The organism is Paraclostridium bifermentans (assembly GCF_964259345.1).
Lineage (GTDB): Bacteria > Bacillota > Clostridia > Peptostreptococcales > Peptostreptococcaceae > Paraclostridium > Paraclostridium bifermentans_B.
Genome location: NZ_CAXVJR010000008.1, coordinates 21,829 through 48,360, shown reverse-complemented (window position 1 = coordinate 48,360; position 26,532 = coordinate 21,829). Strand labels below are relative to the sequence as shown.

25 protein-coding genes are annotated in these 26,532 nt (G+C 26.2%); 23 read left to right on the top strand and 2 right to left on the bottom strand.

What is annotated here, in order from left to right:
- Positions 1-14 precede the first annotated feature (14 nt).
- The 15 genes from ACEXNK_RS14625 to ACEXNK_RS14555 all read left to right on the top strand — a co-directional run bounded on the left by ACEXNK_RS14625 (position 15) and on the right by ACEXNK_RS14555 (position 17,234).
- On the top strand, positions 15-863 hold the full coding sequence (locus ACEXNK_RS14625) for a hypothetical protein (RefSeq protein WP_373599910.1): 849 nt from the start codon (positions 15-17) through the stop codon (positions 861-863).
- A gap of 21 nt (positions 864-884) precedes the next feature.
- The gene (locus ACEXNK_RS14620; protein ID WP_373599911.1) at positions 885-2,117 is read left to right on the top strand and encodes a glycosyltransferase family 4 protein; all 1,233 of its coding nucleotides are present in this window, start codon (positions 885-887) and stop codon (positions 2,115-2,117) included.
- A gap of 96 nt (positions 2,118-2,213) precedes the next feature.
- On the top strand, positions 2,214-2,576 hold the full coding sequence (locus ACEXNK_RS14615; RefSeq protein ID WP_373599912.1) for a C-GCAxxG-C-C family (seleno)protein: 363 nt from the start codon (positions 2,214-2,216) through the stop codon (positions 2,574-2,576).
- 167 nt (positions 2,577-2,743) lie between these two features.
- Positions 2,744-4,756, top strand: a complete 2,013-nt coding sequence (locus tag ACEXNK_RS14610) for a sigma-54 interaction domain-containing protein (protein ID WP_373599913.1) — start codon at positions 2,744-2,746, stop codon at positions 4,754-4,756.
- A gap of 280 nt (positions 4,757-5,036) precedes the next feature.
- Positions 5,037-5,774 carry a gamma-glutamyl-gamma-aminobutyrate hydrolase family protein gene (locus tag ACEXNK_RS14605; RefSeq protein WP_373599914.1) on the top strand — a complete coding sequence of 246 codons (738 nt, stop codon included), beginning with the start codon at positions 5,037-5,039 and terminating at the stop codon, positions 5,772-5,774.
- A gap of 33 nt (positions 5,775-5,807) precedes the next feature.
- Positions 5,808-7,115, top strand: a complete 1,308-nt coding sequence (locus tag ACEXNK_RS14600; RefSeq protein WP_373601610.1) for an APC family permease — start codon at positions 5,808-5,810, stop codon at positions 7,113-7,115.
- Positions 7,116-7,239: 124 nt separating this feature from the next.
- On the top strand, positions 7,240-7,761 hold the full coding sequence (locus ACEXNK_RS14595; RefSeq protein WP_373599916.1) for a GNAT family N-acetyltransferase: 522 nt from the start codon (positions 7,240-7,242) through the stop codon (positions 7,759-7,761).
- A 118-nt stretch (positions 7,762-7,879) separates the two neighbouring features.
- Positions 7,880-8,380: a PH domain-containing protein gene (locus tag ACEXNK_RS14590; protein WP_373599917.1), complete on the top strand. Its 501-nt coding sequence runs from the start codon at positions 7,880-7,882 to the stop codon at positions 8,378-8,380.
- On the top strand, positions 8,364-9,842 hold the full coding sequence (locus ACEXNK_RS14585) for a PH domain-containing protein (RefSeq protein WP_373599918.1): 1,479 nt from the start codon (positions 8,364-8,366) through the stop codon (positions 9,840-9,842). Before ACEXNK_RS14590 ends, ACEXNK_RS14585 begins: the two co-directional genes overlap by 17 nt.
- A gap of 93 nt (positions 9,843-9,935) precedes the next feature.
- On the top strand, positions 9,936-10,646 hold the full coding sequence (locus ACEXNK_RS14580) for a LytR/AlgR family response regulator transcription factor (protein WP_373599919.1): 711 nt from the start codon (positions 9,936-9,938) through the stop codon (positions 10,644-10,646).
- Positions 10,643-11,950: a GHKL domain-containing protein gene (locus ACEXNK_RS14575; RefSeq protein ID WP_373599920.1), complete on the top strand. Its 1,308-nt coding sequence runs from the start codon at positions 10,643-10,645 to the stop codon at positions 11,948-11,950. The genes ACEXNK_RS14580 and ACEXNK_RS14575 overlap by 4 nt, the downstream gene beginning before the upstream one ends.
- A gap of 90 nt (positions 11,951-12,040) precedes the next feature.
- Positions 12,041-13,609, top strand: a complete 1,569-nt coding sequence (gene murJ / locus ACEXNK_RS14570; protein WP_373599921.1) for a murein biosynthesis integral membrane protein MurJ — start codon at positions 12,041-12,043, stop codon at positions 13,607-13,609.
- Positions 13,610-13,764: 155 nt separating this feature from the next.
- Complete coding sequence (locus ACEXNK_RS14565; RefSeq protein WP_373599922.1) at positions 13,765-14,808, top strand: Fe(3+) ABC transporter substrate-binding protein; 1,044 nt, start codon at positions 13,765-13,767, stop codon at positions 14,806-14,808.
- Between the two features lie 119 nt (positions 14,809-14,927).
- Positions 14,928-16,553, top strand: coding sequence for an ABC transporter permease (locus ACEXNK_RS14560; protein ID WP_373599923.1), 1,626 nt, complete (start codon positions 14,928-14,930; stop codon positions 16,551-16,553).
- A 3-nt stretch (positions 16,554-16,556) separates the two neighbouring features.
- The gene (locus tag ACEXNK_RS14555) at positions 16,557-17,234 is read left to right on the top strand and encodes an ABC transporter ATP-binding protein (RefSeq protein ID WP_373599924.1); all 678 of its coding nucleotides are present in this window, start codon (positions 16,557-16,559) and stop codon (positions 17,232-17,234) included.
- A 37-nt stretch (positions 17,235-17,271) separates the two neighbouring features.
- Here the strand turns inward: ACEXNK_RS14555 and ACEXNK_RS14550 are convergent, their stop codons facing one another.
- On the bottom strand, positions 17,272-18,408 hold the full coding sequence (locus tag ACEXNK_RS14550; RefSeq protein WP_373599925.1) for an AI-2E family transporter: 1,137 nt from the start codon (positions 18,406-18,408) through the stop codon (positions 17,272-17,274).
- A gap of 190 nt (positions 18,409-18,598) precedes the next feature.
- On the opposite strand from ACEXNK_RS14550, the gene ACEXNK_RS14545 reads away from it, so the two are divergent.
- The 4 genes from ACEXNK_RS14545 to ACEXNK_RS14530 all read left to right on the top strand — a co-directional run bounded on the left by ACEXNK_RS14545 (position 18,599) and on the right by ACEXNK_RS14530 (position 20,956).
- A complete protein-coding gene (locus ACEXNK_RS14545) occupies positions 18,599-19,525 on the top strand; it encodes an ROK family protein (RefSeq protein ID WP_373599926.1) in 927 nt (308 codons plus the stop codon).
- Positions 19,526-19,597: 72 nt separating this feature from the next.
- On the top strand, positions 19,598-20,059 hold the full coding sequence (locus ACEXNK_RS14540; RefSeq protein WP_373599927.1) for a hypothetical protein: 462 nt from the start codon (positions 19,598-19,600) through the stop codon (positions 20,057-20,059).
- Between the two features lie 99 nt (positions 20,060-20,158).
- On the top strand, positions 20,159-20,695 hold the full coding sequence (locus ACEXNK_RS14535; protein WP_373599928.1) for a GNAT family N-acetyltransferase: 537 nt from the start codon (positions 20,159-20,161) through the stop codon (positions 20,693-20,695).
- A gap of 90 nt (positions 20,696-20,785) precedes the next feature.
- Entirely contained in the window at positions 20,786-20,956 is a 171-nt protein-coding gene (locus ACEXNK_RS14530; RefSeq protein WP_373599929.1) for a hypothetical protein, read from the top strand.
- A gap of 81 nt (positions 20,957-21,037) precedes the next feature.
- On the opposite strand, the gene ACEXNK_RS14525 is transcribed toward ACEXNK_RS14530, so the two are convergent.
- Positions 21,038-21,313, bottom strand: coding sequence for a hypothetical protein (locus ACEXNK_RS14525; RefSeq protein WP_373599930.1), 276 nt, complete (start codon positions 21,311-21,313; stop codon positions 21,038-21,040).
- Positions 21,314-21,473: 160 nt separating this feature from the next.
- Between ACEXNK_RS14525 and splB the strand changes: the two genes are divergently transcribed.
- The 4 genes from splB (at position 21,474) to ACEXNK_RS14505 (ending at position 26,452) form a co-directional block, all read left to right on the top strand.
- Positions 21,474-22,499 carry a spore photoproduct lyase gene (splB, locus tag ACEXNK_RS14520; protein ID WP_373599931.1) on the top strand — a complete coding sequence of 342 codons (1,026 nt, stop codon included), beginning with the start codon at positions 21,474-21,476 and terminating at the stop codon, positions 22,497-22,499.
- 97 nt (positions 22,500-22,596) lie between these two features.
- Entirely contained in the window at positions 22,597-24,351 is a 1,755-nt protein-coding gene (locus ACEXNK_RS14515; RefSeq protein ID WP_373599932.1) for a sensor domain-containing diguanylate cyclase/phosphohydrolase, read from the top strand.
- Positions 24,352-24,435: 84 nt separating this feature from the next.
- On the top strand, positions 24,436-26,076 hold the full coding sequence (gene hcp, locus ACEXNK_RS14510) for a hydroxylamine reductase (RefSeq protein WP_373599933.1): 1,641 nt from the start codon (positions 24,436-24,438) through the stop codon (positions 26,074-26,076).
- A gap of 112 nt (positions 26,077-26,188) precedes the next feature.
- Positions 26,189-26,452, top strand: a complete 264-nt coding sequence (locus ACEXNK_RS14505) for a hypothetical protein (RefSeq protein WP_373599934.1) — start codon at positions 26,189-26,191, stop codon at positions 26,450-26,452.
- Positions 26,453-26,532: the final 80 nt, after the last annotated feature.

Sequence of the window (26,532 nt, the reverse complement as noted above, 5' to 3'; positions counted from 1 at the left end):
ATGGAGGATTGGATATGGAGTTTAATATAATTGATACTTTATGTTGTAAAGGTAGTGCAAAGCATAATGAAGATATAATAGGAATTAACCCATTTGGAGCTTGGGTTTTAGATGGAGCTACAGGACTTAACAAAAAAAACTTAATTTCAAATAAAAGTGATGCTAATTGGTATGTAAATTGGTGGAATTCATATTTACATAAAAATATAGATAGTGAATTGAGCTTAAAAGAAGTTATGACAAAAGGTATAGAACTTATAAGCAAAGAATATTTTAAAGTTATCGATAAAGAAAAGATAACCAATTTAGATAGACCATCTAGTTCTATAGCAGCTGTGAAGTTTTATGAAGATAAAATAGAATATTTTTTACTAGGAGATTGTGCACTACACTTAAAACAAAAGGAATCATTAACTATTTTAAAAGACAAGACTTTATGTAAATTAGATAGATTAGTATACGATAAAATGGAAAGTTTGCCTGATTTAAAAAATCTTTCATTTGAAGAAATTAAAGATGAAGTTATGGATATTATTATCGATAATAGATTGAAAAAAAATACTTATAATGGTTATTGGATTTTAGAGTTTGAAAAAGAAGCGATAAAAAACTCTATAAGTGGATTTATCAACATAGATGATAATATAAAATTAATGTTAACAAGTGATGGATTTTCATGTATTAGTGATAGATATAATGAAATAAAAGAAAGTGAACTATTAGATAATGTTCAAGAAAATGGTGTAGAGAGTATTTACAATAGTCTTAGAAGTATTGAAGATAATGATTACTTAACAATTAAATTTCCAAGATTTAAAGTAAATGATGACTCTTCTTGTGTATACTTAGACATAAGTTTTTAATTGACTAACAGGGGGAATGATATGAATATACTACATATAATAACTCAAAAACCAAATAGTACAGGTAGTGGAATTTACATGAGTGGAATGATAAAAGGATTTGAAAAACTAGGATATGAACAAGGGGTAATAGCAGGAATTGATAAGTTTGACACTCTAGAATGTTTTAATCCTAATATAAAATTTTATCCGGTAGTTTACAATACAGATGAACTACCATTTAATGTATTAGGAATGAGTGATATTATGCCATATGACAGTACTATATATAAAGAAATGAGTTTAGATATGATAGATAAACTAAAAGTAGCTTTTAGTTATAGAATAAAAAAGGCAATAGATGAAATAAAACCAGATATAGTTATATGTCATCATTTATACTTATTAACAGCATATGTAAGAGAAATAGTTAAAGATATTCCTGTGGTTGGGATATGTCATGGAACTTGTTTGAAACAAATACAAAGTCATAACTTAGAAAAAGATTATATAAAAAATAATATAAAAAATTTAGATATGATTTTTTCGTTACATGAGGAACAAAAGAAAGAAATTATAGATATTTTTGATGTGAAACCAAGTAAGGTATTTCCATTAGGTAGCGGATATGATGAAAATATGTTTTTTAACAAAAAAATAGGTAATGAAAGTATTAATATTACATTTGCCGGAAAGATATGTAAGCTAAAAGGGGTAGAGTCCTTAATAAGATCTTTGGATAACGTTAATTATAAAAAGGAATTAATAAATATTAATATTATTGGAGATGGAAGCAATAAGGAAGAGTATAATAATATATTAAAGCTTGCAAACTCATGTAAATTTGATATAAAATTTTTAGGTAAAATAAAACAAACTGAATTAGCAGAGATATTTAGAGATACACATATATTTATACTACCATCTTTTTTCGAAGGATTACCATTAGTTGTAATAGAAGCACTTGCTAGTGGATGTAATGTAATTACAACTGATATTCCAGGAGTTAGTGAATGGATTGGTGAAGAAATAAATACATCTGGAAAAATAAGATATATAGATTTGCCTAAAATGAAAAATATTGCTATTCCATATGAGGATGAATTGCCTAAATATGAAGAAGAGTTAGGAAATTCTATAAATGATATGATAAATAGTATAATAAATTTTAATACTAGAAATAAATTAATAGACATGAAAGACAAAACATGGGTTGGTTTGTGTAATAGATTAAAAGACAATATAATTTACAAAGATGAAGCTTATAATATGTAACATTATCACAGATAATATGCATATATTTAATATAAGATTAATACATAAATGATTAATAGATATTATATAAATTAATATAAATTGGAGGACATAAAAATGACAAGACCATCGCAATATCATAAAGAAGGATACACTTGTGCTGAAGCTATAATTAAATCATACAATGATGAACACAATACTGATATACCAGTTGCATTAGGCAGTGGTATGGGAACAGGTATAACTGTTGGAAGTCTTTGTGGAGCTGTAAATGCAGCAGTTTTAGTATTAGGGTATATAAAAGGTAGAGAAAGTAACTCTGAAGCTAATGATGCGAGAGTTTATTCTAGAGAATTAATGAATAGAGTTAGAGAAAAATATGAGAGTGAAATATGCAGAGATTTAAAAAAGAATAAAATTAGCTGTTCAGAAATAATTGATTTTTCATATGATGCTTTAAATGAGATAGTAGGAAAGTAAAAAAATAATATATATCTAAAAAAGGGATGACAAATTGTCATCCCTTTTTTAGATATATATTAAATTAAATCAATTTAAAAATTGTGTATAATAAAAATACTAATGTAATTTATGCAATATATTTAATTTTATTCAAAAATAAGAAGCAAGATTAAGGAGAAAAAAATATGAAAACTATAGGTGTAGTTACTGATGGATTGTCTAAATTAGAGGTTTTTTTAAATAATAATATAAAGATGATTTTTAAAGATACAGTAAAGATTAATAATTACTTCTTTAATAATTTAGAAAAAGGACAGGTTATAAAAGATGATGTAATACTTGTTATGCTTAAAGAAAGGTCTATAAAAATAAAAGATTATGTAGATGATAGTAAGAAAATAATAACTATAAATAGGACTGTTAAGCAAAAAGATATATATAAATTATTCTCATTACCAGATGATATAGATGTATTAATTGTAAATGATAATGAGCAGACGATACTAGAAACAATATCTACACTATATCATATAGGTGTAAATCATTTAAATTTAATTCCTTATGAAAAAGGAAGAGAGTATCTAGACATAAAAGTATGTGTAACACCGGGAGAAGTCCAGTTAGTTCCAAGTTACATGGAAGAAGTTATTGATATAGGCCATAGATTTATAGACATATCTACTTTCATACAGATATTAACAAAGTTAAATATAGATGATAAAGATATAACTGAAAGGTTAATAAAATATACTGAAGAAGTTATAAGTCTTGATTCAGGAGTTAATCATGCTTACAAAAACTTAACAGTGGAAAATGATGAATTAAAGTCAATTATAGGTCTATCTAAAAATGGAATGATATTAATATCAAACGAAGGCAATATAAAGGTTTGTAATGAAAGTATTAAAAATATTTTAGATATTAAAGATGATATTGTAGGACTTAATATTGATGATATAAATGATAATGAAGTAGTTAAAGTTCTTAAATTAAAAAGTCCGAAAGATGAAGTTGTAAAGTTTAAAGATAAATACATAACTGTAAATAAACATATTATAAATAGTTTTGGGAAAGAGATAGGTAGATATTTTTGTATTCATGAAATAACATACATAAAAAAATTAGAACAAAATTTAAGTAAAATGCTTAGAGGAAAAGGGCAGGTAGCTAGATATACATTTGATGATATAAAGACTAATTCTAATAATATGGAGAATACGAAAAAACTAGCTAAAAAAATAGCTAAATCAGATTATACAGTATTAATAACTGGAGAAAGTGGAACGGGTAAAGAGTTATTAGCACAGTCTATACATAATGAATCAAATAGATGTAATCAGCCATTCATAGCAATAAATTGTGCAGCAATGCCAGAAAATTTATTAGAAAGTGAGCTGTTTGGTTATGAAGAAGGAGCATTTACAGGAGCATTAAGAGGTGGCAAAAAAGGACTGTTTGAACAAGCTCATAATGGAACTATATTCTTAGATGAAATAGGGGATATGCCAATATACTTACAAACTAAACTACTTAGAGTATTACAAGAAAATCAGGTTATGAGAGTTGGAGGAGAGAGTGTAATTGATATAGATGTTAGAGTAATATCTGCGACAAATAGAGATTTACTTAACATGATAAAAGAGGAAAAATTTAGAGCTGATTTATATTATAGAATAAATGTACTTCCAATACACATTCCACCATTAAGAGAAAGAAAAGAAGATATTAATATGATGTTAAAGCATTTTATAGAAAAAGATATAAAAATAAATGAAGATGTTACAGATATAATAAACGCTTATAATTGGCCAGGGAATATTAGAGAATTGAGAAATGTTGCTATGTATATAAATACAATGGCTATGGGCAATGAAGTTTTAGTAAGTGATTTGCCTCACAATATAAAGAATGTAAAAAAAGATTACAATAAAGAATTAGAATATTTAAGGAATAAAACTTGTATAGAAAAAACTGTTGAGGTTATGAAATGTATACGAAATAACAATGTAATAAATAAATCTTCAGGAAGAAGTAGTATATTAAAAGACCTTCAAGAAGATAATACTTTAATTTCAGAGGGAGAGATTAGACATATATTAGAGGTTCTTAAAGGAATTGATCTTATAATATCTAGTTCTGGAAGAAAAGGAAGTGAGCTAAGTACGAAAGGATTAGAAATTCTTAAAATATTAGAATAGGTAGGTAAATAGGTTATAAAAATAACCTATTTAGCCTGATTAGCAATGAATTATTTTAAAATAAATAAATAACAATCGAAAGGTTTTCATAAAATGTGAAATGATCGGAAGTATTGAAATAACTAGGGTTTAAGCTTACCTAAGTATTTATTATTTAAAAATATAATTTAAAATTATTACTTTGGCATGGGAGTTGCTTTAAATAATTAATGAGATTAAAAATTAATAATCTTTTTATAATTGAAATAAATTTTATCTAATGAATGGAGTGCATTAAGTTATGAGAAGCAACAAAAAGCCAGTAATAGGAATTTCAGGCAGCTTAATAATTGATGAAGGAGGAATGTTCCCAGGGTATGAAAGAGCATATGTAAACAATGATTATGTACAATCAGTAGCTATGTGTAATGCAGTGCCTTATATAATACCGATGGTATATGATGATGAGATAATAAAAGAGCAAGTAGCAAATATAGATGCACTTATATTATCTGGGGGACATGATGTAAGCCCATTAAACTGGGGAGAAGAACCACATCAAAAACTAGGTGGAATATTACCAAAAAGAGATACTTATGATTCTAAACTATTAAAATTTGCTTTAGAAATGAAAAAGCCGATATTAGGGATATGTAGAGGAGAGCAAGTTATAACTGTATTTGAAGGAGGAAGCTTATACCAAGATTTATCTCTAATAGACGGATGTTATATAAAACATAATCAACAACATTTATCAAATGTAGCTACACATACAGCAATTGTAAAAGAAGGAACAAAACTATATGAAATACTAGGAGAAAAAGAAATCCATGTAAATAGTTTCCATCACTTAGCAGCTAATAAAATACCTAATGGATATATAGTTTCAGCATTATCAAAAGATGGTGTAATTGAAGCAATAGAAAAAGAAGGAGATCACTTTGTAGTAGGAATACAATGGCATCCAGAAATGATGACAAAGGATTATCCTATAATGCAAAAGATATTCAAAGCATTAGTAGATGAAGCAACTAAGTAAAAATAAAAATAGAATAAATTTATGGAGGACACTATGGGAGATAGCAAAAAATTAGGATTTTGGAGTATTGTACTTCTAGGTATCAATGCAATTATAGGTTCAGGAATCTTTGGATTACCTGGAGAAGCTTATAAGATGATAGGACCTGCAAGTATAGTTGTATTAGTATTTTGTATGGTACTTGCAGTATCTATAGCACTTTGTTTTGCTGAAGCAGGTAGTTGGTTTGATGAAAATGGAGGACCGTACCTTTATGCTAAAGAAGCATTTGGTGAGTTTGTAGGATTTGAAGTTGGATTTATGAAATGGGCTATAGGAATGATAGCTTGGGCAGCTATGGCAAACTTCTTTGCAATAACTATATCTACAGTTTGGCCACAAGCAGCAGAGCCATTTACTAAGAATGTTATAATTGGGGTAGTATTAATAGGTCTTGGAATAGTAAATATAATGGGTGTGCAAGCATCTAAAGTTTTAAATGATATAATAACAATTGGAAAACTAGTACCATTAATATTCTTTATAGTAGTAGGTATATTCTTTATAAAAGGACATAACTTCCAACCATTTGTAATAGTTCCAGATGGCGAAGCTACAACTACTGCATTCGTTGCAGCAGCAATATCATTATTCTATGCATTTACAGGATTTGAGTCTTTAGCAGTTGCAGCAAAAGATATGCAAAATCCTAAAGAAAACGTTCCTAAAGCGTTAATAACTGTAATGGCAATAGTATCTATAGTTTATGTATTCGTATTAGCAATAAGTATAGGTATATTAGGTTCAGATTTAAGTGGAGCAGCTACACCAGTTGCAGATGCAGCTAAAGCTATGATAGGTAATACTGGAGTTTATATAATAACAGTAGGAACTGTAATATCTGTTGGTGGTATAAATATAGCAGCATCATTCTTAACACCAAGATCAGGAGTTGCATTAGCAGAGCAAGGATTAGTTCCAAAGTGTATAGCTAAAAATAACAAAAAAGGAGCTCCATATATAGCAATAATAATAACTGTTGTAGGAACTCTTTTAATAGCTTGGTCAGGATCATTTAAGTTTTTATTACAAATAAGTGTTATATCTAGATTTATACAATATATACCAACTTGTATCGCGGTATTAGTATTTAGAAAGAAATATGCAGATAAAGAAGTTAAATTTAGAATACCAGGGGGAGCATTTGTTCCGGTATTTGCAGTATTAGTTAGTTTATGGTTATTAGTTGAAGCTGGAATGAGCGACCCAATGAAGATAGTTTGGGGATTAGGTGGATTATTAATAGCAGTTCCATTCTACTTCTATATGACTAAAATATATAAACCTAAAGACACTAAATAAATTTTATATTTAACGAAAGGCTACTTTGATTAGTAAAAGCAATAGCTTAATACTAATTGAAGTAGTCTTTTATTATTTTATATACTACAATTTATAATAAATTGTGAAAGTGAGGTGGGAATAGATGATTTTATTAAAAGAACAGAATTTAACTATAAGATTTATGAGAGAAAGTGATTGTGAAACTGTTTTAGAAAATTTCAAAGAACAAGGATGGAATAAAGATATAGAAGTTTTAAACAATTACTATAAAGAGCAAAAAATAGGGCAAAGAAGTGTGATTGTTGCACAGGTAGATGATGATATAGCTGGGTATATTACATTAATATCTGAAGCTAAAGATGGGCCATTTTCAAATAAAAATATACCAGAAATCGTAGATTTTAATGTATTTATAAAATATCAGAAAAATGGAATAGGAAATAAATTAATGGATGTAGTTGAGATTCTAGCTAAAAAAATAAGTAATAAGGTATCTTTAGGAGTAGGATTGCACTATGGATATGGGCAAGCTCAACGAATGTATGTTAAAAGAGGATATATATTTGATGGAAGTGGAGTATGGTACCAAAATAAACAATTAGAACAATATACACAATGTGCTAATGATGATGATTTAATTTTATATATGATAAAAGAGATATGATAAAAATATAAAATACAGATTTTAATCCTGTAAAATCATATCTTAATCCAAAAGCAGTTTTCAATACAAAATTTATGCTAAGATTTATATTGATTAATTTAAAAGAGGAGGGCATATTTTGGAATATAGAAAACTTAGTATTAAAGCTAAAAAGTCATGGTTTATATCTAGATTAATAGCTACTGTTACTATAGGCGGTATTTTAATAATTGGAATATGGTATTTGAATTATAATATTAAATTCAAATATACATTAATGTTTGAAGAAGCAATAAATTTAGGAGTAGGATTAGTAATATTATTACTAATTATTAATACATTTATATATCCAATTATAGAATATAAACAATGGAGGTACTTTATTAACAAAGATAAAGTAGATTTTATACATGGCATATATTCAACAGAAAGAACTATAATACCTATGGTAAGAATTCAACATATAGTTATAAAAGAAGGCATTATAAATCGATTTTTTAAGTTGGCAAATATAGATATACATACAGCTGGAGGTGTTCATACAATACCTAACATAGAAATTGAAAAAGCAAAAGAAATAGGTGAATATTTAAGAGAGAAGATAAGCAAGAAGGTGGAAATATATGATGAGTCCAACTAGAAATCATTGGTCTTCTATTATAACAAAATCATTTAGAGAAATTTTTTCGAATTTAATATTTCTACTTATACTTATTAAATGGATAGAAAAATATATTGTACCTATAGCTATAGTATTGGGGATTATAATAATAGTAGTTTCTATAGTTGGATGGAAAAATAATATATTTTATATAAAAAATAATATATTATTTGTAGAAAGTGGAGTGTTTACAAAGAAAAAGATAGAGGTGCCTTTAGAGAAAATAAGTACAGTAGATACGGAACGAGGTGTTATTGATTCTTTGATAGGAGTTTCTGTATTACGTATAAATACAGGGGCTATAGATATAGGGGGAAGCTCAGAGTTTAAATTTACTCTTAGGAATGAAGATATAGATAATATTAAGAATATATTACTTAGCAAATCAAAAATAGATATACCAAAAACTGACAATATCAATATTGAAGACAAAGCTAAAGTTTATGAATTTAAGTATGAAATTTCTTGTAAAGATATATTTAAATATGCATTAACTAAGAGCAAAATCATTATGATAATACCTATAGGGTACGTATTTGATAAATTAGATATATTGTTTGATTTAGAACAATTAGAAAAATATATTGATTCATATGGAGAAAAATTGAATTATATAGGGGACTTTGCAAGCCAATATTCTATTCCCTTTTTAATTTTAGCTTCAATAATATCAATAGTTATAATTTACTTGATAGCAACAGTTATATGTTTTATAGCTTATTATATTAAATATTATGAGTTCACATTAGTTAGAGAAGGTAATAAAATTTTAATAGAGTATGGAATGTTTAATAAACGCCAATTTAATTTTAAGGTTGAACAAATTAACTCTTTAAAAATAAAACAAAACTTAATGTGCCAATTATTAGGTTTATACACTCTAGAAGTAAGTGTAATTGGATATGGGAATGCTGATGGTGAAAATATAAAATCATTACTATATCCTATAGTAAATAGTAACATGAGAGAAGAAATAGTGAGTAATATATTAGGAGAATTTGAATTTAAAAGTTATATTAACAGGGCATATAAAAAATATATACATATGTTCTTTATAAGAAGATATATTTGTACTATATTGATTTTAGGGAGTATTTGCTATATAGATACCATAAGTAACATAGGTATAAATATATATGTATCTTTATTTATTTTGATAATTGTTATTCAAACAATTTTAGGATACATGACATATAGAAACAGTGGAATAGGAATAGATGAAGAAAAAATATTGCTATCAAATGGGAGTGTAAGAAAAAGTATAACGGTTATTCCTATAGAAAAAATACAATCAATAGGATATAAACAAAGTATATTTCAAAGAAATAAGAACATCTGTAATTATGTTATAGATACTTATTCGGAAAATCTATCAGAATTAATAAAAATTAAAAACTTAGATAAAAAAATAATTAGCTATATTGAAAATGAAATAGTTTAAGAATAGCCTCCTGCCACTAATATGGAAGGAGGTTATTTTTAAATTATTATGATAAAATATATTAATAAAAATTAAACTAAAAGGAGTTTATATATGCTTAAAATAGCTATATGTGAAGACGAAAGCTCACAAAGAACTAAACTAAAAGAGTATATAAATAAAGCTTTAACTGAAAATACTAATAAGGAATATGAAATAATAGAGTATGAAAGAGGCGAAGCAATACTTGAAGATTACCCTAGAGGTGTAGATATAATATTTTTAGATATACAAATGGATAATATAAATGGAATGGATACTGCTAGGAAAATTAGAGAATTTGATGAAAATGTAGAGATTATATTTATAACTGGAGTATGGGAATATGTACAAGAAGGTTATGAAGTAAGGGCTTATAGATATTTAATAAAACCAGTAGAATTTGAAAACTTTCAAAAACAACTATGTTTATGTATTAATGAAATTGAAAAAAATAGCAAAAGCTATATGATTACCACATATAAAGGAGATACTAATAAAATAGCTATAAGCTCTATATTATATATAGAAACTGAAGGAAGAAATACGATTATACACACAATAAATGAAACTTATAAATCTAATGTAGGTATAAATAAACTAGAGAGAGAACTAGAAAACAAAACCTTTGTTAGATGCCATAATAGTTTTTTAATAAATTTAGAACATATAAATAAAATAGATTCGAGTAGTGTTAAATTATATAATTATGAAGTACCAGTTAGTAGACATAAAATGAAAGAATTAAAATTAAGATTTACAAGTTTTTTAGGAGATAAACTATGATAATAAATAGAACTATTGTTGCTTTAATAACTAATTTAAGTATTTTAACTATAGAATGGTTATGTTTTAAAATTTTTATAGATTATTTTAGTAAACAAAAAACATCTAAAAAGACTAGGTTTTTAACTTTTACATTATGTGTATTATTAAGTTTAACTCCAAATAAAATATTAAAACCAATTATATATATAGGAGCAGGGTTTTTATTTTATAAGATTAACTATTTGGAAACCTTATTTAAATCTGTAATAATTACATCTGTATTTTGGATATCTGTAATGGTTTTAAAAACGTTGGGAGTTTTAATCTTTGTAAGTAATAGTGAATTAGGAATAGAGGCATTTAATGCTTATAGTTACTTTTCAAGTTTAGAAATAATGACGTTTTCGGTGCTAATATTTATTGCAACAGCATTGTTGTATAAATATTTTAAAGCTTACAATAATATAAATAAAAAACACTTCATATCTATATTTTTTCCTATATGTGTAAATATATTAAGCTTAGGAATAGTATTAGTAAATAAAAGCAATAAAGTATTTCACAATGAAATAATAAATAACTTTTCGGTTTTCTTTATGGGGATATTAATGGTTTTTTCAAATATATTTATGATAATTTTATTTAGAAAAATAACTAGAGACAACAGAATCTATATAGAAAATAAAATTATGAAAGAAAAGATGGATATGGAGTATAGATATTATTCTAAAATAAAAGAAAATCAAGAAAGAGTTAGACACATGTATCATGATATGAAAAATCATATGATATGCATAAAAAACTTATCTGAAGATAGTAATAAATTAAATGAATATATAAAAGAAATAAGTTCAGAAATACGAAAGTGTGAAACATCTTTCAATACAGGAAATATGATTTTAGATATAATTTTAAATGAAAAAAAAGAAATATGCGAAAGTAAAAATATAGAATTTAATTCATATGTAGAATTTAAAAAGTGCGACTTTATAAAAGTAAATGATGTATGCATAATATTTTCTAATTTAATAGATAATGCAATAGAAGCAAGTGAAAAATTAAAAGATAAAAATAAATATATAGTTTTAAAGAGCTCATACATAAATGATAATTTTTTTATTATGAAGGTAGAAAATAGTAAATCAAATAATATAGAGACTAAAAATGGAAATATAATTACAGATAAAGAAGATAAATTGGTTCATGGTATAGGACTAGAAAATGTAAGAAGAACTATTTATAAATATGAAGGAGAAATAGATATAAATTACGATAATGATGTTTTTGTAGTAAAAATATTAATTCCATTACCAAGTGTGTAATAAAAACAACCAACCGTGCAAGTTATATTGAAGCTAAAAACTTAAGGTGGTATTTTAAAGCATATAAATTACTTGCAAGGAGAGAGAGAAATGAGTAAGGTTGCTAAAAATACCATATTAATTATGATACTAGGTATTGTTTGTAAGGTATTAGGGTTTGGGAGAGATATAGTGTTAGGTTCACTATATGGACTTGGAGGTTACGGAGGTATATATGTATCAGTTATAAGTATACCAAATATAACATTTGCAATGATAAGTAGTTGTATAATGACAACATTTATACCTATGCATTATGAGATAAAAAATAATTGTGGAATAAAAAGATCAGATGAGTTTTTAAACAATGTATTTAACATAACAATAATAGTTAGTTTAATAGTTGCTTTGTTTGGGATATTTTTCACGGAGCCTATAGTTAAAATATTTGCAATGGGACTACAAGGAAGTGAATTTGATATAGCTGTTAAGTTTACTAAAATACTTATGATAGGTGGCTTTTTCACTGGAATAGCTGGAATTATGACTGCATATTTAAATATTAATGGAGAATTTACAATTCCATCTATTGTAAGTATTCCATATAATATTATAGTAATAATAGCAATGTATATAAGTGTTAAAACAAGTCCATATATTATGGTTATAGGAACTAGTATAGGTGTTATTTCAACTTTTATAGTTCAATTGATAGCTGCATATAAAAAAGGATATAGATATAGATTTAAAATAAATTTAAAAGATGAATATTTAATTAAGATGCTAATTTTAGCCTCTCCTATTTTAATTGGAGTTGCTGTAAATCAAGTTAATGCAGCAGTTGATAAAAGTATGGCTACTGATTTTGGGATAGAAAGCGCAGCTGCATTAGGTTATGCAAGTAAGTTAAATGGTTTTATAATGGGAATATTTATAGCATCATTGGCATCAGTTATATATCCTAAATTATCAGAGCTATTAATAGATGATAATAAAGAGGGATTTGTAAGTATAATTACTAAGAGTATAAACCTTATTATTATATTTATAATTCCTATATCAGCAGGAGCTATAATTTTATCTAATCCTATTGTAAGTATGCTTTTTGAAAGTGGTAAATTTGATTCAGAAGCTACAAAAATGACGGCATTAGCATTATCAGGGTACTCATTAGGAATGATTGCATATTCTTTAAGAGATATATTATCTAAAATATTTTATTCATTAAAAGATACCAAAACACCTATGATAAACGGAATAGTAGCAGTAGCCTTGAATATAATTATGGATATCTATTTTTCAAGAAAATTTGGATATGTGGGATTAACTTTTGCAACAAGTTTATCATCTATAATTTGTGTAATAAGCTTATTTATAGGATTGCATAAAAAAGCTGGATATTTTGGACAAGATAAAATAATTAAAACTTTATTAAAATCACTAATATCAGTAGTAGTAATGAGCTTAGCTGTATTATTTGTTTATAATAATATAGTTAATATATTTAATTTAACGGTTATACCATTATCTATAGCGGTTTTTGTAGGAGGACTATTATATCTAGGATTAATGTTTATATTAAGAGTTGATGAACTTGATATAATTTTAGATTTAACGAAAAAGATTATTACAAATTTAAAAATAAAGATATTAAAAAACAAAGCAGAGCAAAATATATAGCTCTGTTTTTTATTTTGCATATATATGGAAATATTTAGAAAATTATAAAAAATATTTGACATAAATGAATCTGGATATTATTATTAAGAAGAAATGATAATTATTTTCAAAAGAGGTTAATGATTTTAAATTTACATAATAGACGGAGGTATAAAATGTCACTAAAAAGAAGAAGCAAGGCTTTATTAGGAGTAGTTGCTATTTCAGCAGGGATGTTAGCTGGATGTACTGCTAATACAGGAGTAAGTGAAAATCAACAAGAAGTAGTTAATGTTTATTCAGCAAGACATTATGATGCAGATAAAGAAATGTACAAAGAATTTGAAAAAGATACTGGAATAAAAGTTAATGTTATAGAAGGCAAAGCACCTGAACTATTAGAGAGAATGAAAAGAGAAGGTAAAGATACACAGGCAGATGTATTTGTAACTTCAGATATAGCAAATTTATATCAAGCAGTAGACTCTGGATTAACTCAAAATATTGAGTCGGAAGTTGTTAAGAAAAACATACCTGAAAACTTAAGGGGAGAAAATAATGAATGGGTAGGATTAACTCAAAGAGCTAGAATAATAGCATATGATAAAGAAAAGGTTAAGCCAGAAGAGTTATCTACATATGAAGATTTAACTTCAGATAAGTGGAAAGGTGAAATCTTAGTGAGATCTTCAGAATCAACGTATAACCAATCATTGTTAGCTTCATTTATAGAGCTAAATGGTGAAAAAGCAGCACAAGAATGGGCTCAAGGAATAGTTAATAACTTTGCAAGAGATCCACAAGGGAATGATAGAGATCAAGTTAAAGCTATAGCTGCGGGAGAAGGGAAACTTGCAATAGTTAATTCATACTATATAGGTAAAATGGTAAACTCAGAAGATCCAGAAGAGAAAAAAGCAGTAGAGAAGGTAGATGTATTCTTCCCAGAAAATACTCATGTAAATGTAAGTGGTGTGGTACTAGGTAAGTATTCTAAAAATAAAGATAATGCAATTAAATTTATAGAATATATGACAGAAGAAAAAGCTCAAAAAGCATTTACAGATATAAACTCGGAATATCCTGCAAATCCTAATGTTGAACCAAGTGAGTTACTTAAGTCTTGGGGAGAATTCCAAGCACAAGATATAAACTTAACTAAAGTTGGAGAGTACAACAAACAGGCAATGGAAATATTCAATAAAGTAGGATGGAAGTAAAATCAAGGGAGCTTTTAAAGCTCCCTTATTTATTAAAGTCTATATTAAGTATTATATAAATATAAAATTTAATATAGATTTTGATAGATTAAACAATATTAGATATAAAGGAGGAGAGTATGAAAAAATTAAAAATTAATGGATGGTTAGGATTAAGCACTATTTTTATGTTAATGATTTTAATTCCTAACATAGATGTAATACTTCATTTATTTAAAGAACCTAATGAAAATTGGTATCATATAAAGGAATATTTATTAAAGGATTATATTTTAAATACAACTATTATTGCAGTAGCTACAGGAATTTTAACTATGATTATAGGGACAAGCTTAGCTTGGATAGTATCTGCTTATGATTTTCCAATGAGAAAGTTTTTTAAATGGGCATTAATATTACCTCTTAGTATACCGCCATATATAGCTGCTTATACATATGCAGGAATGTTAAGTTACACAGGTGTAGTACAGGCATTTTTTAGAAATAATTTAGGAATTCAACCTGACCCTAAGTACTTTGATATAATGTCTATTCCAGGAACTATATTTATATTTACAATATTTTTATTACCTTATGTATATATGGTAGTAAAATCATATTTGGAAAAACAATCAGCCTCTCTTATAGAAAATGCTAGATTATTAGGTGAAAATTCTCTTGGAGTATTTTTAAAGGTAGTAATACCGATATCAAGAGGAGTTATAATAGCTGGAGTTACACTTGTTGTATTAGAAGTTTTAAGTGACTATGGAGTTGTATCATACTTTGGAATACCGACATTTTCTACAGCTATTTTTTCTAGCTGGTTTAATATGGGAGATATAGATTCAGCTATAAGATTAGCATCTATATTATTAATAGTAGTATTTATAATAATGACTAGTGAAAAGTTTTTAAGAGGAAGAAAAAGATACAGTAGCACAAATACTAAAATAAGACCTTTGGCCAGAAAAAAATTAAATAGATTTTATGGAAGTTTAGCGTTTATATATTGCTTTATAATATTAGCTTTAGGATTTATAATTCCAACAATGCAATTAGTAAGCTGGTCAATTATGACATACAAAGATATTTTAAGTCCACAATTTATAGTACTTATAAAAAACTCTATTTTAGTATCTATAATATCTAGTCTAATAGTTATAGTGATGGCATTGATAATAGCGAATTATACAAGAATAAACAATGGGATTATATCTAAGTTATATTCAAAAATAACTCTTTTAGGATATTCAATACCTGGAGCTGTAGTATCTATTACTGTTATATTATTCTTTGTTGACTTAGATAGATTACTAAGTCCTATTTATAGGTCAATTAATCCAAACTCACCAACGTTGGTTTTAAGTATGAGCATAGTAATGCTTATATTTGCATATACTATAAGATTTTTAGCAGTAGGGTTTCAATCTATAGAAGGTGGATTTGATAAAATAGGAAATAAATTTTTTGAAGCATCAAGAACACTTGGTTATACAACTACAAAAACATTTTTCTTTGTTGATTTACCAATGTTAAAACCTGCTATACTAAGTGGATTTGCATTAGTATTTGTAGATATAATAAAAGAATTACCATTAGCACTTACACTTAGACCTTTTAATTTTCATACACTAGCAACTAAGGTTTTTGAATATGCTAATGACGAAATGCTATTTGAAGCGGCAGTACCATCTTTAATAATAATATTTGTAAGTTTTTTAGCTATATTTACTCTATATAAAGTAGTAGATAAGGAGGACTAAGTAATGTTTTTAAAAATTAGTAATTTACATTTTAAGTATAAAAATAATAAAATAGATAACATATCAAATTTAAATATCAATATAGAACAAGGTGATATTGTAGGAATATTAGGAGAAAGTGGTAGTGGTAAAAGTACTATCCTTAGAATTTTAGCAGGACTTGAAAAACCATATAAGGGAAGTATAGTTATTGATAATAAAGAAATATATTCAAAAAATATATTTATTGAGCCTGAAAATAGAGGAGTAGGAATGGTATTTCAAGATTATGCTCTATTTCCTCATATGACAGTAGAAAAAAATATAATGTTTGGATTAAAAGGTTTAAAAAAGAATGAAAAAGAGAAACGTATGATTGAAATGTTAGAACTAGTAAACTTAACTGAATATAAAAATAAATATCCACATGAGTTAAGTGGAGGACAGCAACAACGTATAGCTATAGCTAGAGCTTTAGCTCCAAAACCATCTATATTACTGCTAGACGAACCATTTAGTAATCTAGATGCAAACTTAAAATCAAAAATAAGAACAGATTTAAAAGAAATTTTAAGAAAAGCGAATATAACATCTATATTTGTAACTCATGATAAGGAAGATGCTATAGATTTATCAACAAAAGTTATCATAATAGATAAAGGAATAATAACTAAAGAAGGAAATACGAAGGATATATTTTAGAAAAAATGGCTAATTTTACAAATTAGCCATTTTTTTATTAAGATATGTTAATATTTTTTTCTCTTAATTTTTTATTTATATATTTAGATAACAGTGTATATATAACACTGAAAAGTGGAACTCCTATTAAAATTCCTAGCACGCCAAATGTAGAAGAGCCTATAAATATAGGAACTAGTATCCAAAATGATGATAAACCTATAGAATTTCCAACTACGAATGGATAAACTAAATTCCCTTCAATTTGTTGAATGACAATAATCATAATTACAAAATAAAGAGCTGTTATAGGCTTAACCATAAATATAATAAAAGCAGCAATAGCAGTTCCTATAAATGTACCAAATATAGGTATTAAATCAGCAACTGCAATTATTGTACTTACAAGAAGTGCATAAGGCATTTTAAATATACTCATACCTATAAAACATAAACTACCTAAGATAACTCCATCTGTACATTGACCAGCTATAAATCTAGAAAATTTAAATTCAACTAAATGAGATATATCTATAAGTTTTTTTGCTGTATCTTTATTAAAAAAAGCATAAGCAAACTTTTTACATTGAAGTAGAAGTTTTTCTTTGCTTAAAAGTATATATATAGCTATTACAAATCCAATAACAAAATTTGTTATTGCAGAAGTTATACCGAATGTAATGCCTAGTATATTTGAAATAAAGTAATTTGCAAACTTAACTACGAAATTAGATATTTTCTCCATACTAGATAAAATACTTGAATGCATGGTATTTGGAATTTTTATATGCGAAAAATATGTTGATGCATAAGATTCAAAAGAATCTATATAATTAGGAACACCACTTACTAAACTAGATGTACTTTTAACTAATTGAGGAACTACAAAATTTACAAATAAACTAATAAATATAGTTAGTATAATTAGTGTAGTTAGTAAAGAAAGTAGTCTTGCTATAGTTTTTATGTTATTAAGTTTAGATTTTTTTAATAGTGGAGTTATAATCTTTCGTTCAAAAAACTTCATAGGTATATTTATTAAAAATGCAATAGCAATACCTATTATAAATGGTTTAGTTACTGAAAATAATTGACTAAATATACTCAAAACAGATTTTATATTTAATAGTAAAAAAGCTAATACCACTATATAGGTTGAAATTATAAATTGGTTTTTTAGTTTAAAATCTCTCATAATATTTAAACTTCCCTTCGACAAAATTCTTTTATTAATAACAGTATACAATAAAAAGTAAGATTTTTAACGAAAATAAAAATTATTATCTAATTAAAATTGATTAATATAAGTCAATTAGAAACATAAAATTATTATGTATTTATGATAGAATTGATAATAGAAAAATAGTTTCAAGGAGGGGAAGATATTGAGTAATTACTTAGGAATTGACATTGGTGGTACTTCTATAAAGTATGGATTATATAATGAATATGGTATTGAAATAAAAAAAGGTATTCAAAATATAAAAACACCTAAATATGACCTAACAAAACTTATAAAGATTATTAAAAATATAATTGAAGAGTTTGAAGATATATATAATATAGATGGAATAGGATTTAGTATACCGGGATGTATAAATCCTAATAATGGATATATAAAAGATGGAGGATCAATAAGAGCATTAGATAAAGTAAACATAAAAGAAATTTTGAGCAAAGAAATAGATATTAATATAGAGGTTGAAAATGATGCTAACTGTGCATTATTAGCAGAAAAATGGAGCGGAAATGCTAAAAAATGTGAAAACTTTATATGTATTACTATAGGCACAGGGATAGGCGGAGCTTTGTATATAAATGATAAATTAGTTAGTGGAAAAAATTATTTTTCTGGTGAATTTGGATATATGATTATTGATAATATTTATGATAAATATAAAGTTAAAACATTAAATAGTGATAGCTCTACAATAACTTTTATAAAGGAAGTTGCAAATAAAAAAGGTATAAATCATAAGATATTAAATGGCATTTCAGTTTTTAATATGATACAAGGAAAAGATGAAGAAATAATAGATATATATAAAAATTGGATAAGAAGAATTGCTATATGTATATATAATTTAGGTTTTATTGTTGATCCAGAAAAAGTACTTATTGGAGGCGGAATAAGTAGCGAAGAAAGATTTATTAATGACATTAAATTTGAACTTAATAAATTATCAGTAGAACTTATAAAAGAAATTGGTAGATTTGATAGTTTATCAAATAAGTGGAATATAGAAGCATGTAAACATTTGAATGAAGCTGGAAAAATAGGAGCTGTATATAATTACATAATTAGAAATTAAAGCAAAGTATTTTAAGCTCTTATTTTTAGGGTATATAATCACTACTAATAATAAAGTATGGAGGTTATAAATATGACTTTGGCAGAAAAAATAAAACCAGCAGTATCAAAAAGAACATTATTTTTGTTTGCAGCTATTATTTGGGGAATAGCCGCTGATCGAGTTTTATCATTAGGCGTAGGTGATGTTATAAAGAATTCATCAAAAGAATATTTGTTTTTTATAATTGGGGCAGTGGGTGCATACTTTTTCTTTACTAAAGTCTTTTTAAATATATACAAAAGAAATGTTAATAGAATAATTAATTCAGACTTAGAAAAACATTGTGCTTTTTCATTTTTTGATTTAAAAGGATTTATAACTATGGCATTTATGATAACATTTGGGATATCACTTAGAAACTTAGATTTTATACCTAAGTTATACTTAGGAACATTTTATATAGTTATAGGGCTTTCATTGTTAGCCTCAGCAGTTATATTTCTAGGTGCATTTATAAGATTTAATGATGTAAAAGAAAAATATACAATATGAGAATGATATAGACATTACATGTAGAAGTAATACTTCTACATGTTTTTTTATTGAATAGAAACTTAATATCAAAATGAAAAATTAAAGGGGGATATTTAAATGAAAGAAGTAAAATTGAAAAATAATCAAATAGTAACGCTTAGACAACCTTATAAAGAAGATGCTAAAAATATGATAGATTATTTAAATGAAATAGGAGGAGAAAGTGACTTTTTAACTTTTGGGAAAAATGAATTTAAAGTAAGTTTAGAAGCGGAACAAGAATATATTGAAAAAAACAATATAATGGAAAATTCGATTATAATAATTGCGACTATTGATGATAATATAGCAGGTATTGCATCTATAAATTCTAATCAAAAAGAAAGAACTAAACATAATGGGACTTTAGGAATTAGTATACTGAAAAAATACTGGGGAATTGGATTAGGTAGTGAAATGATGGATTATATAATAAATTGGGCAAAAGAAAATGAGATTACAAAGAGAATAGAGTTATTAGTTAGAGAAGATAATTATAAAGCTATAGCATTATATGAAAAGTTTGGTTTCGAGAGAGAAGGACTACATAAAAGAGATATATATGTTGATGGAATATATTATAATACTATAATAATGGCATTATATATAAATTAATTTATATAATAAAATATTGTATAAATTAACTTGATTACCTCAATAATCTATTATGAAGGTAAATTTATTGAGGAAAGGGTGTTTATTTAAATGGAAGTTTTAAAAACTAGAAAATTAAAAGAATCAGTATTTTGTAACAACTGTGAAAAGGAAAGAAAACACACTATAGTAACATATCAAAATGTTAATGAAAACAATGAATTGCAAACATTTGAAATGCAAAGATGTAAAGCATGTGGAAAAGAACAATCATTAATATAATTTATAAGTACGTAAGTATTTAATATAAATAAAAGTAGAGGCTATGAATTATTTTAGCCTCTACTTTTATTTATATTAAATTTACTCATTGCATCTAAAGTTTATATGAAGATACCCTTCAAATGCTGGTTCTGATTGAACTTCTGTTATAATACATTTTTTGATTTCACCATCTAAAACTAAATCTACATTAATGTTGTTACGAGTGCTTTCTATGAATCTTAAAAATGGAGTTTTAGGAATTTTTATAGGTATATTACTTCCAGAAGTTGGATTGGATATTAAGCCTAATATATAACCTGATTTTCTTATTTCTTTATTTTTTTCGTTTAAATCTCTTCTATATACTTGTATCATTAAAAGTTCCCCCCTGAGAAATTAAATTTAAATTTAAAAGTCTGTATTAAATTATATTAACAAAAAGTATATATATTCACGTTTGTAACATAAATATAAAAATTTAAGAAAAAATAATATATAAAGATACATAAAAAATCTAAAATAGAGGATGGATAAGATGTTTAAACCTAAAAGAGTAATATTTGAAAAAGGTGTACTGGACACTGAAGCTGGAAGAGATATATATAATAAAGTTAAAGATTCTAAGAACATAGAAATAATCATAGAGTCACCAATAAATCAAATTAAAAAACATATACCAGGTGAAAATCTGTATAGCCAATATAGAGAGGGAAAAAAGACTATGGTTGTAGGACTTAAGAAAAGCTTGAAATTTCAAACTTGTAAACCCTCGGCACACTATCAACTACCTCTTGTATCTGGGTGTATGGGACAGTGTGAATATTGTTATCTAAATACTCAATTGGGGGATAAACCATTTGTAAGAGTATTTGCAAATATAGATGACATACTACAGCAAGCTAAAAAATATATAGAAGAAAGAAAACCAGAAATAACCATATTTGAAGGGGCTGCTACATCAGATCCTATTCCTGTAGAACTATATACTAACTCATTAAGAAAATCTATAGAGTTTTTTGGAGAAGATGAATATGCTAGGTTTAGATTTGTTACTAAATATAGTGATATAGATTCATTGATAGATGCAAAACATAATGGACATACGGAGATAAGGTTTAGCTTAAATACTCAAAAAGTTATAGATACTTACGAACATTATACAGCAAGCGCAAATAAGAGGATTGAAGCTGCTATAAAATTAGCAAAGTCAGGCTATAAAGTAGGGTTTCTTATAGCTCCTGTATTTTTATATGATAACTGGGAAGAAGACTATAAGGATTTATTAATAAGTATACGCAATAAATTACCTAAAGATTTTAATTCAAACATAACATTTGAAATAATAACACATAGATATACAACAAAGGCAAAGAATAGAATTCTTGAAATATTTCCAGACACAACATTACCAATGAATGACGAAGTAAGAAAATTTAAATTTGGACAATTTGGATATGGAAAATATGTGTACACAAAAGAAGATTTATCTCAAGTAAAAGATTTCTTTAAAAAATCCATAGATGATATATTTCCTGAGAATACAATAATGTATATAATTTAAGTTGTTATATGCATGAAATAAGCATTTATATATGATAATATATAGTAATAGATAAAAATTAAAAGAACGGAAATTTGATTAGATAGGGGGAAGAAGTATGGTAGATAGGTGTATAAAACCGCTTATAGACAATATGCCTTTTCCGGTATGGATAAAAGATTTAAATAAAGAAACTAAATTAGCTAACAGTAAGTTTCATAATATGTGTAAAGCAATTTCAAAAGAAAGTAACTATAAAGAGATATGCAGTAAATGCTCGTTAAAATCTGTATGTGATAATGCTATAGATGAAGTTATAAAAACGAAAAAACTAGTAGTTTTTGAGTTAACTATTAATAATAAAATAAAAAAATGCTATGTAAATCCCTTTTTTGATGAAGAAAAGTTAATAGGAGTAATAGGTATATTAATAGACATAACTAAAAGAAAAGAAGAACAAAGACAATTAGAAGAGCAAGAACATATACTTAGAACTATAATTGATACGATACCGGATTATATATTTTATAAAGACAAAAATTGCAGATACCTAGGTTATAATAAAAAGTGGAAAGAACATTACAAAAACTTGGGAATAGAAAGTATGATAGGCAAAACTGATTTTGAAAGTGGAGCAGTGCCTTATAATATGGCAAAAACATTTGTAGAAGAAGATATAGATATAATGAATAATAAATCTATAAAGGTATCTGAAAGAAGGATAGTAGATTCTGAAGGAAAACTAAAAATAGAAGAGACTATAAAAGTTCCTGTAATTAGTGAAGACGGACAGGTTTGGGGAATTGTAGGATTAGCCAGTGATGTTACCGAAAAGATAGAGTTAAAGGAAAAATTAATTAAACTTAGCTATACAGATAGCTTAACAGGGGTATACAATAGAGCTTGTTTTGATGAAAAAAAGGAAGAACTAAATAAAAATGAATATATGCCTATGGGTGTAATAATGGGAGATGTTAATGGACTTAAAGTAGTAAATGATACATTCGGACACCTAGAAGGAGATAGATTATTAATAGAAATTACAGAAGTTATTAAATCTGTAGTTGATAAAAATGATTTTATATTTAGGTGGGGAGGAGACGAATTTGTAATTCTTGCACCGAATTGTAATAAAAATAGATGTGAAAAAATAATAAATGATATTGTTAAAAAATGTAAAGAGTCCCAATTTAATTTAATTGAAATGAGCATATCACTAGGATTTTCAGTTAAAAATCATGTTAATGGAGATATAAATGAAAATTTAAAAGAAGCTGAGGAAAGATTGTATCGACAAAAGTTTTTAAAAGAAGATAAAATAAGAAGTTCTATAATATTTTCTTTATTTCAGTCTTTACATGAAAAGAACATAGAAACTAAAGACCATACACAAAGATTATTGAAGTATACGATTGACATAGGAAAGAGGTTGGGGTTTAATAAGGATCAAATAGATGAACTTGAATTAGTTACAGAACTTCATGATATAGGTAAGATAGGTATTAATGATAGTATATTATTAAATAAAGGAAAATTAACTGATGAGGAATTTAAAATTATGAAGACTCATACAGAAAAAGGATATAGAATATTACAAGCATCAAATGAGTTATCTCATGTTGCTAGAAGTGTCCTGACTCACCATGAACGATATGATGGGAAGGGGTATCCTTTAGGACTAAAAGGAGAAGAGATTCCTATTATGGCTAGAATTGTTAATGTAGTCGATTCATATGATGCTATGATTACTGATAATGGGTATAATTATATAAAAAGCAAGAAAGAAGCTATAATTGAGATAAAAAGATGTAAAGGGAAACAGTTTGACCCTAAAATAGCAGATATATTTATCGATATATTAGAAAATACATAAAAACGTAACTTAGGTTACGTTCTTTTTTTTTATATAGATATATAATTAATACATAAGATGATATAAGAAATTGGAGGGAATATTATGGAAAATAAAATGTTTTGTTTTCAATGTCAAGAAACAGCGGGATGTACAGGGTGTACTAAATTTGGAGTTTGTGGAAAGTCACCAGATTTAGCTAGGATGCAAGATTTATTAATATATATAACAAAAGGGTTATCAGAAGTTACAACAAAACTTAGAAATGAAAATAAAGAAATTTCAAGTGAAGTAAACCATTTAATAACTTTAAATTTATTTACAACTATAACAAATGCAAATTTTGATGATTTAGTATTTTATGAAAGAGTTGCAAAGACTTTAGCTATAAAAGAGGATTTATTATCAAAACTAGATAATAAAGAAGATTTATCAGAAGCAGCTTTATGGAGTACAGATGATAAAGTAATAATGGATGAAAAATCATTAAAAGTTGGTGTTTTAGCTACTGAAAATGAAGATGTAAGAAGTTTAAGAGAACTTATAATATATGGATTAAAAGGTATGTCAGCTTATATGAAGCATGCTAATGCATTAGGATATGATAATGAAGAAATAAATGCATTTATGCAAAGTACTTTAGCAAAAACTTTAAATGATAATTTAACAGTAGATGAGTTAGTTGCATTAACATTAGAAACTGGAAAAGTTGGAGTAGATGGAATGGCACTACTTGATAGTGCTAATACTGGAACTTATGGACATCCAGAAATAACAAAAGTTAATATAGGTGTTAGAAATAATCCAGCAATATTAATATCAGGACACGATTTAAAAGATTTAGAATTATTATTAAAGCAAACAGAAGGAACTGGTATAGATGTATATACTCACTCAGAGATGCTACCTGCACATTACTATCCTGCATTTAAAAAATATGATCATTTTGTAGGAAACTATGGAAATGCATGGTGGAAACAAAAAGAAGAATTTGAAAGCTTTAATGGACCGATATTAATGACTACAAACTGTATAGTTCCTCCAAAAGATAGCTATAAAGACAGAGTATATACAACAGGGGCAGCTGGATTTACAGGATGTACTCATATAGAAGCTGATTCAGAAGGTAATAAAGATTTTACTAAAATAATAGAACATGCTAAAAAATGTGAAGCACCTAAAGAAATAGAAACAGGAGAAATAATAGGTGGATTTGCTCATAATCAAGTATTTGCACTTGCAGATAAAATAGTAGATGCTATAAAAACTGGTGCTATAAAAAGATTCTTTGTAATGGGTGGATGTGATGGTAGAGCTAAATCAAGAGACTACTATACAGAATTTGCTAAAGCAATACCACAAGATATGGTAATATTAACAGCAGGATGTGCTAAATATAAATATAATAAATTACCACTAGGAGACATAAATGGAATACCTAGAGTTTTAGATGCAGGTCAATGTAACGACTCATACTCATTAGCACTTATTGCATTAAAACTTAAAGAAGTATTTGAATTAGAAGATATAAATGATTTACCAATATCATTTAATATAGCTTGGTATGAACAAAAAGCTGTAATAGTATTATTATCACTATTATACTTAGGAGTTAAGAATATACATCTAGGACCAACATTACCAGCATTCTTATCTCCAAATGTAGCTAAAGTATTAGTTGAAAACTTTGGTATAGGTGGAATAACTAACGTAGAAGATGATTTAAAAATGTTTTTAGAAAATTAATCAAAAAGAGATGCTTATAAATTAGCATCTCTTTTTATTTATAATGTATATTAACTAATTAATGAAAATATAATCTACTATAATAGTTTATCTATAAATTAGGAGGATTATAATGAAAATAATTTCAAAATCTATAAAATCCAAAAGAGCAAATATGAGTAATATACCTAATGCTATAGCTTTTACATTCATTAGAAATTGGCTTAGTGATAAGCAATATTCAAAAGAAAGAGAAGAATACTTTATAGGGAGTTTATCGCCTCAAGAAGTTAGTAAAGCAATGAAAGAAATAAAGTGGTTATCTAAAACATATAGAGACTTAGATATAATAACTGTAGAAGATAAATCAGGAAATATTACGAAAATTATATTATAAAAATACCCTTTGAATATAAAGGGTATTTTTTAGTTCATAAAAAATTTATAATTAACTTGTATTATATATAATATAAAGTT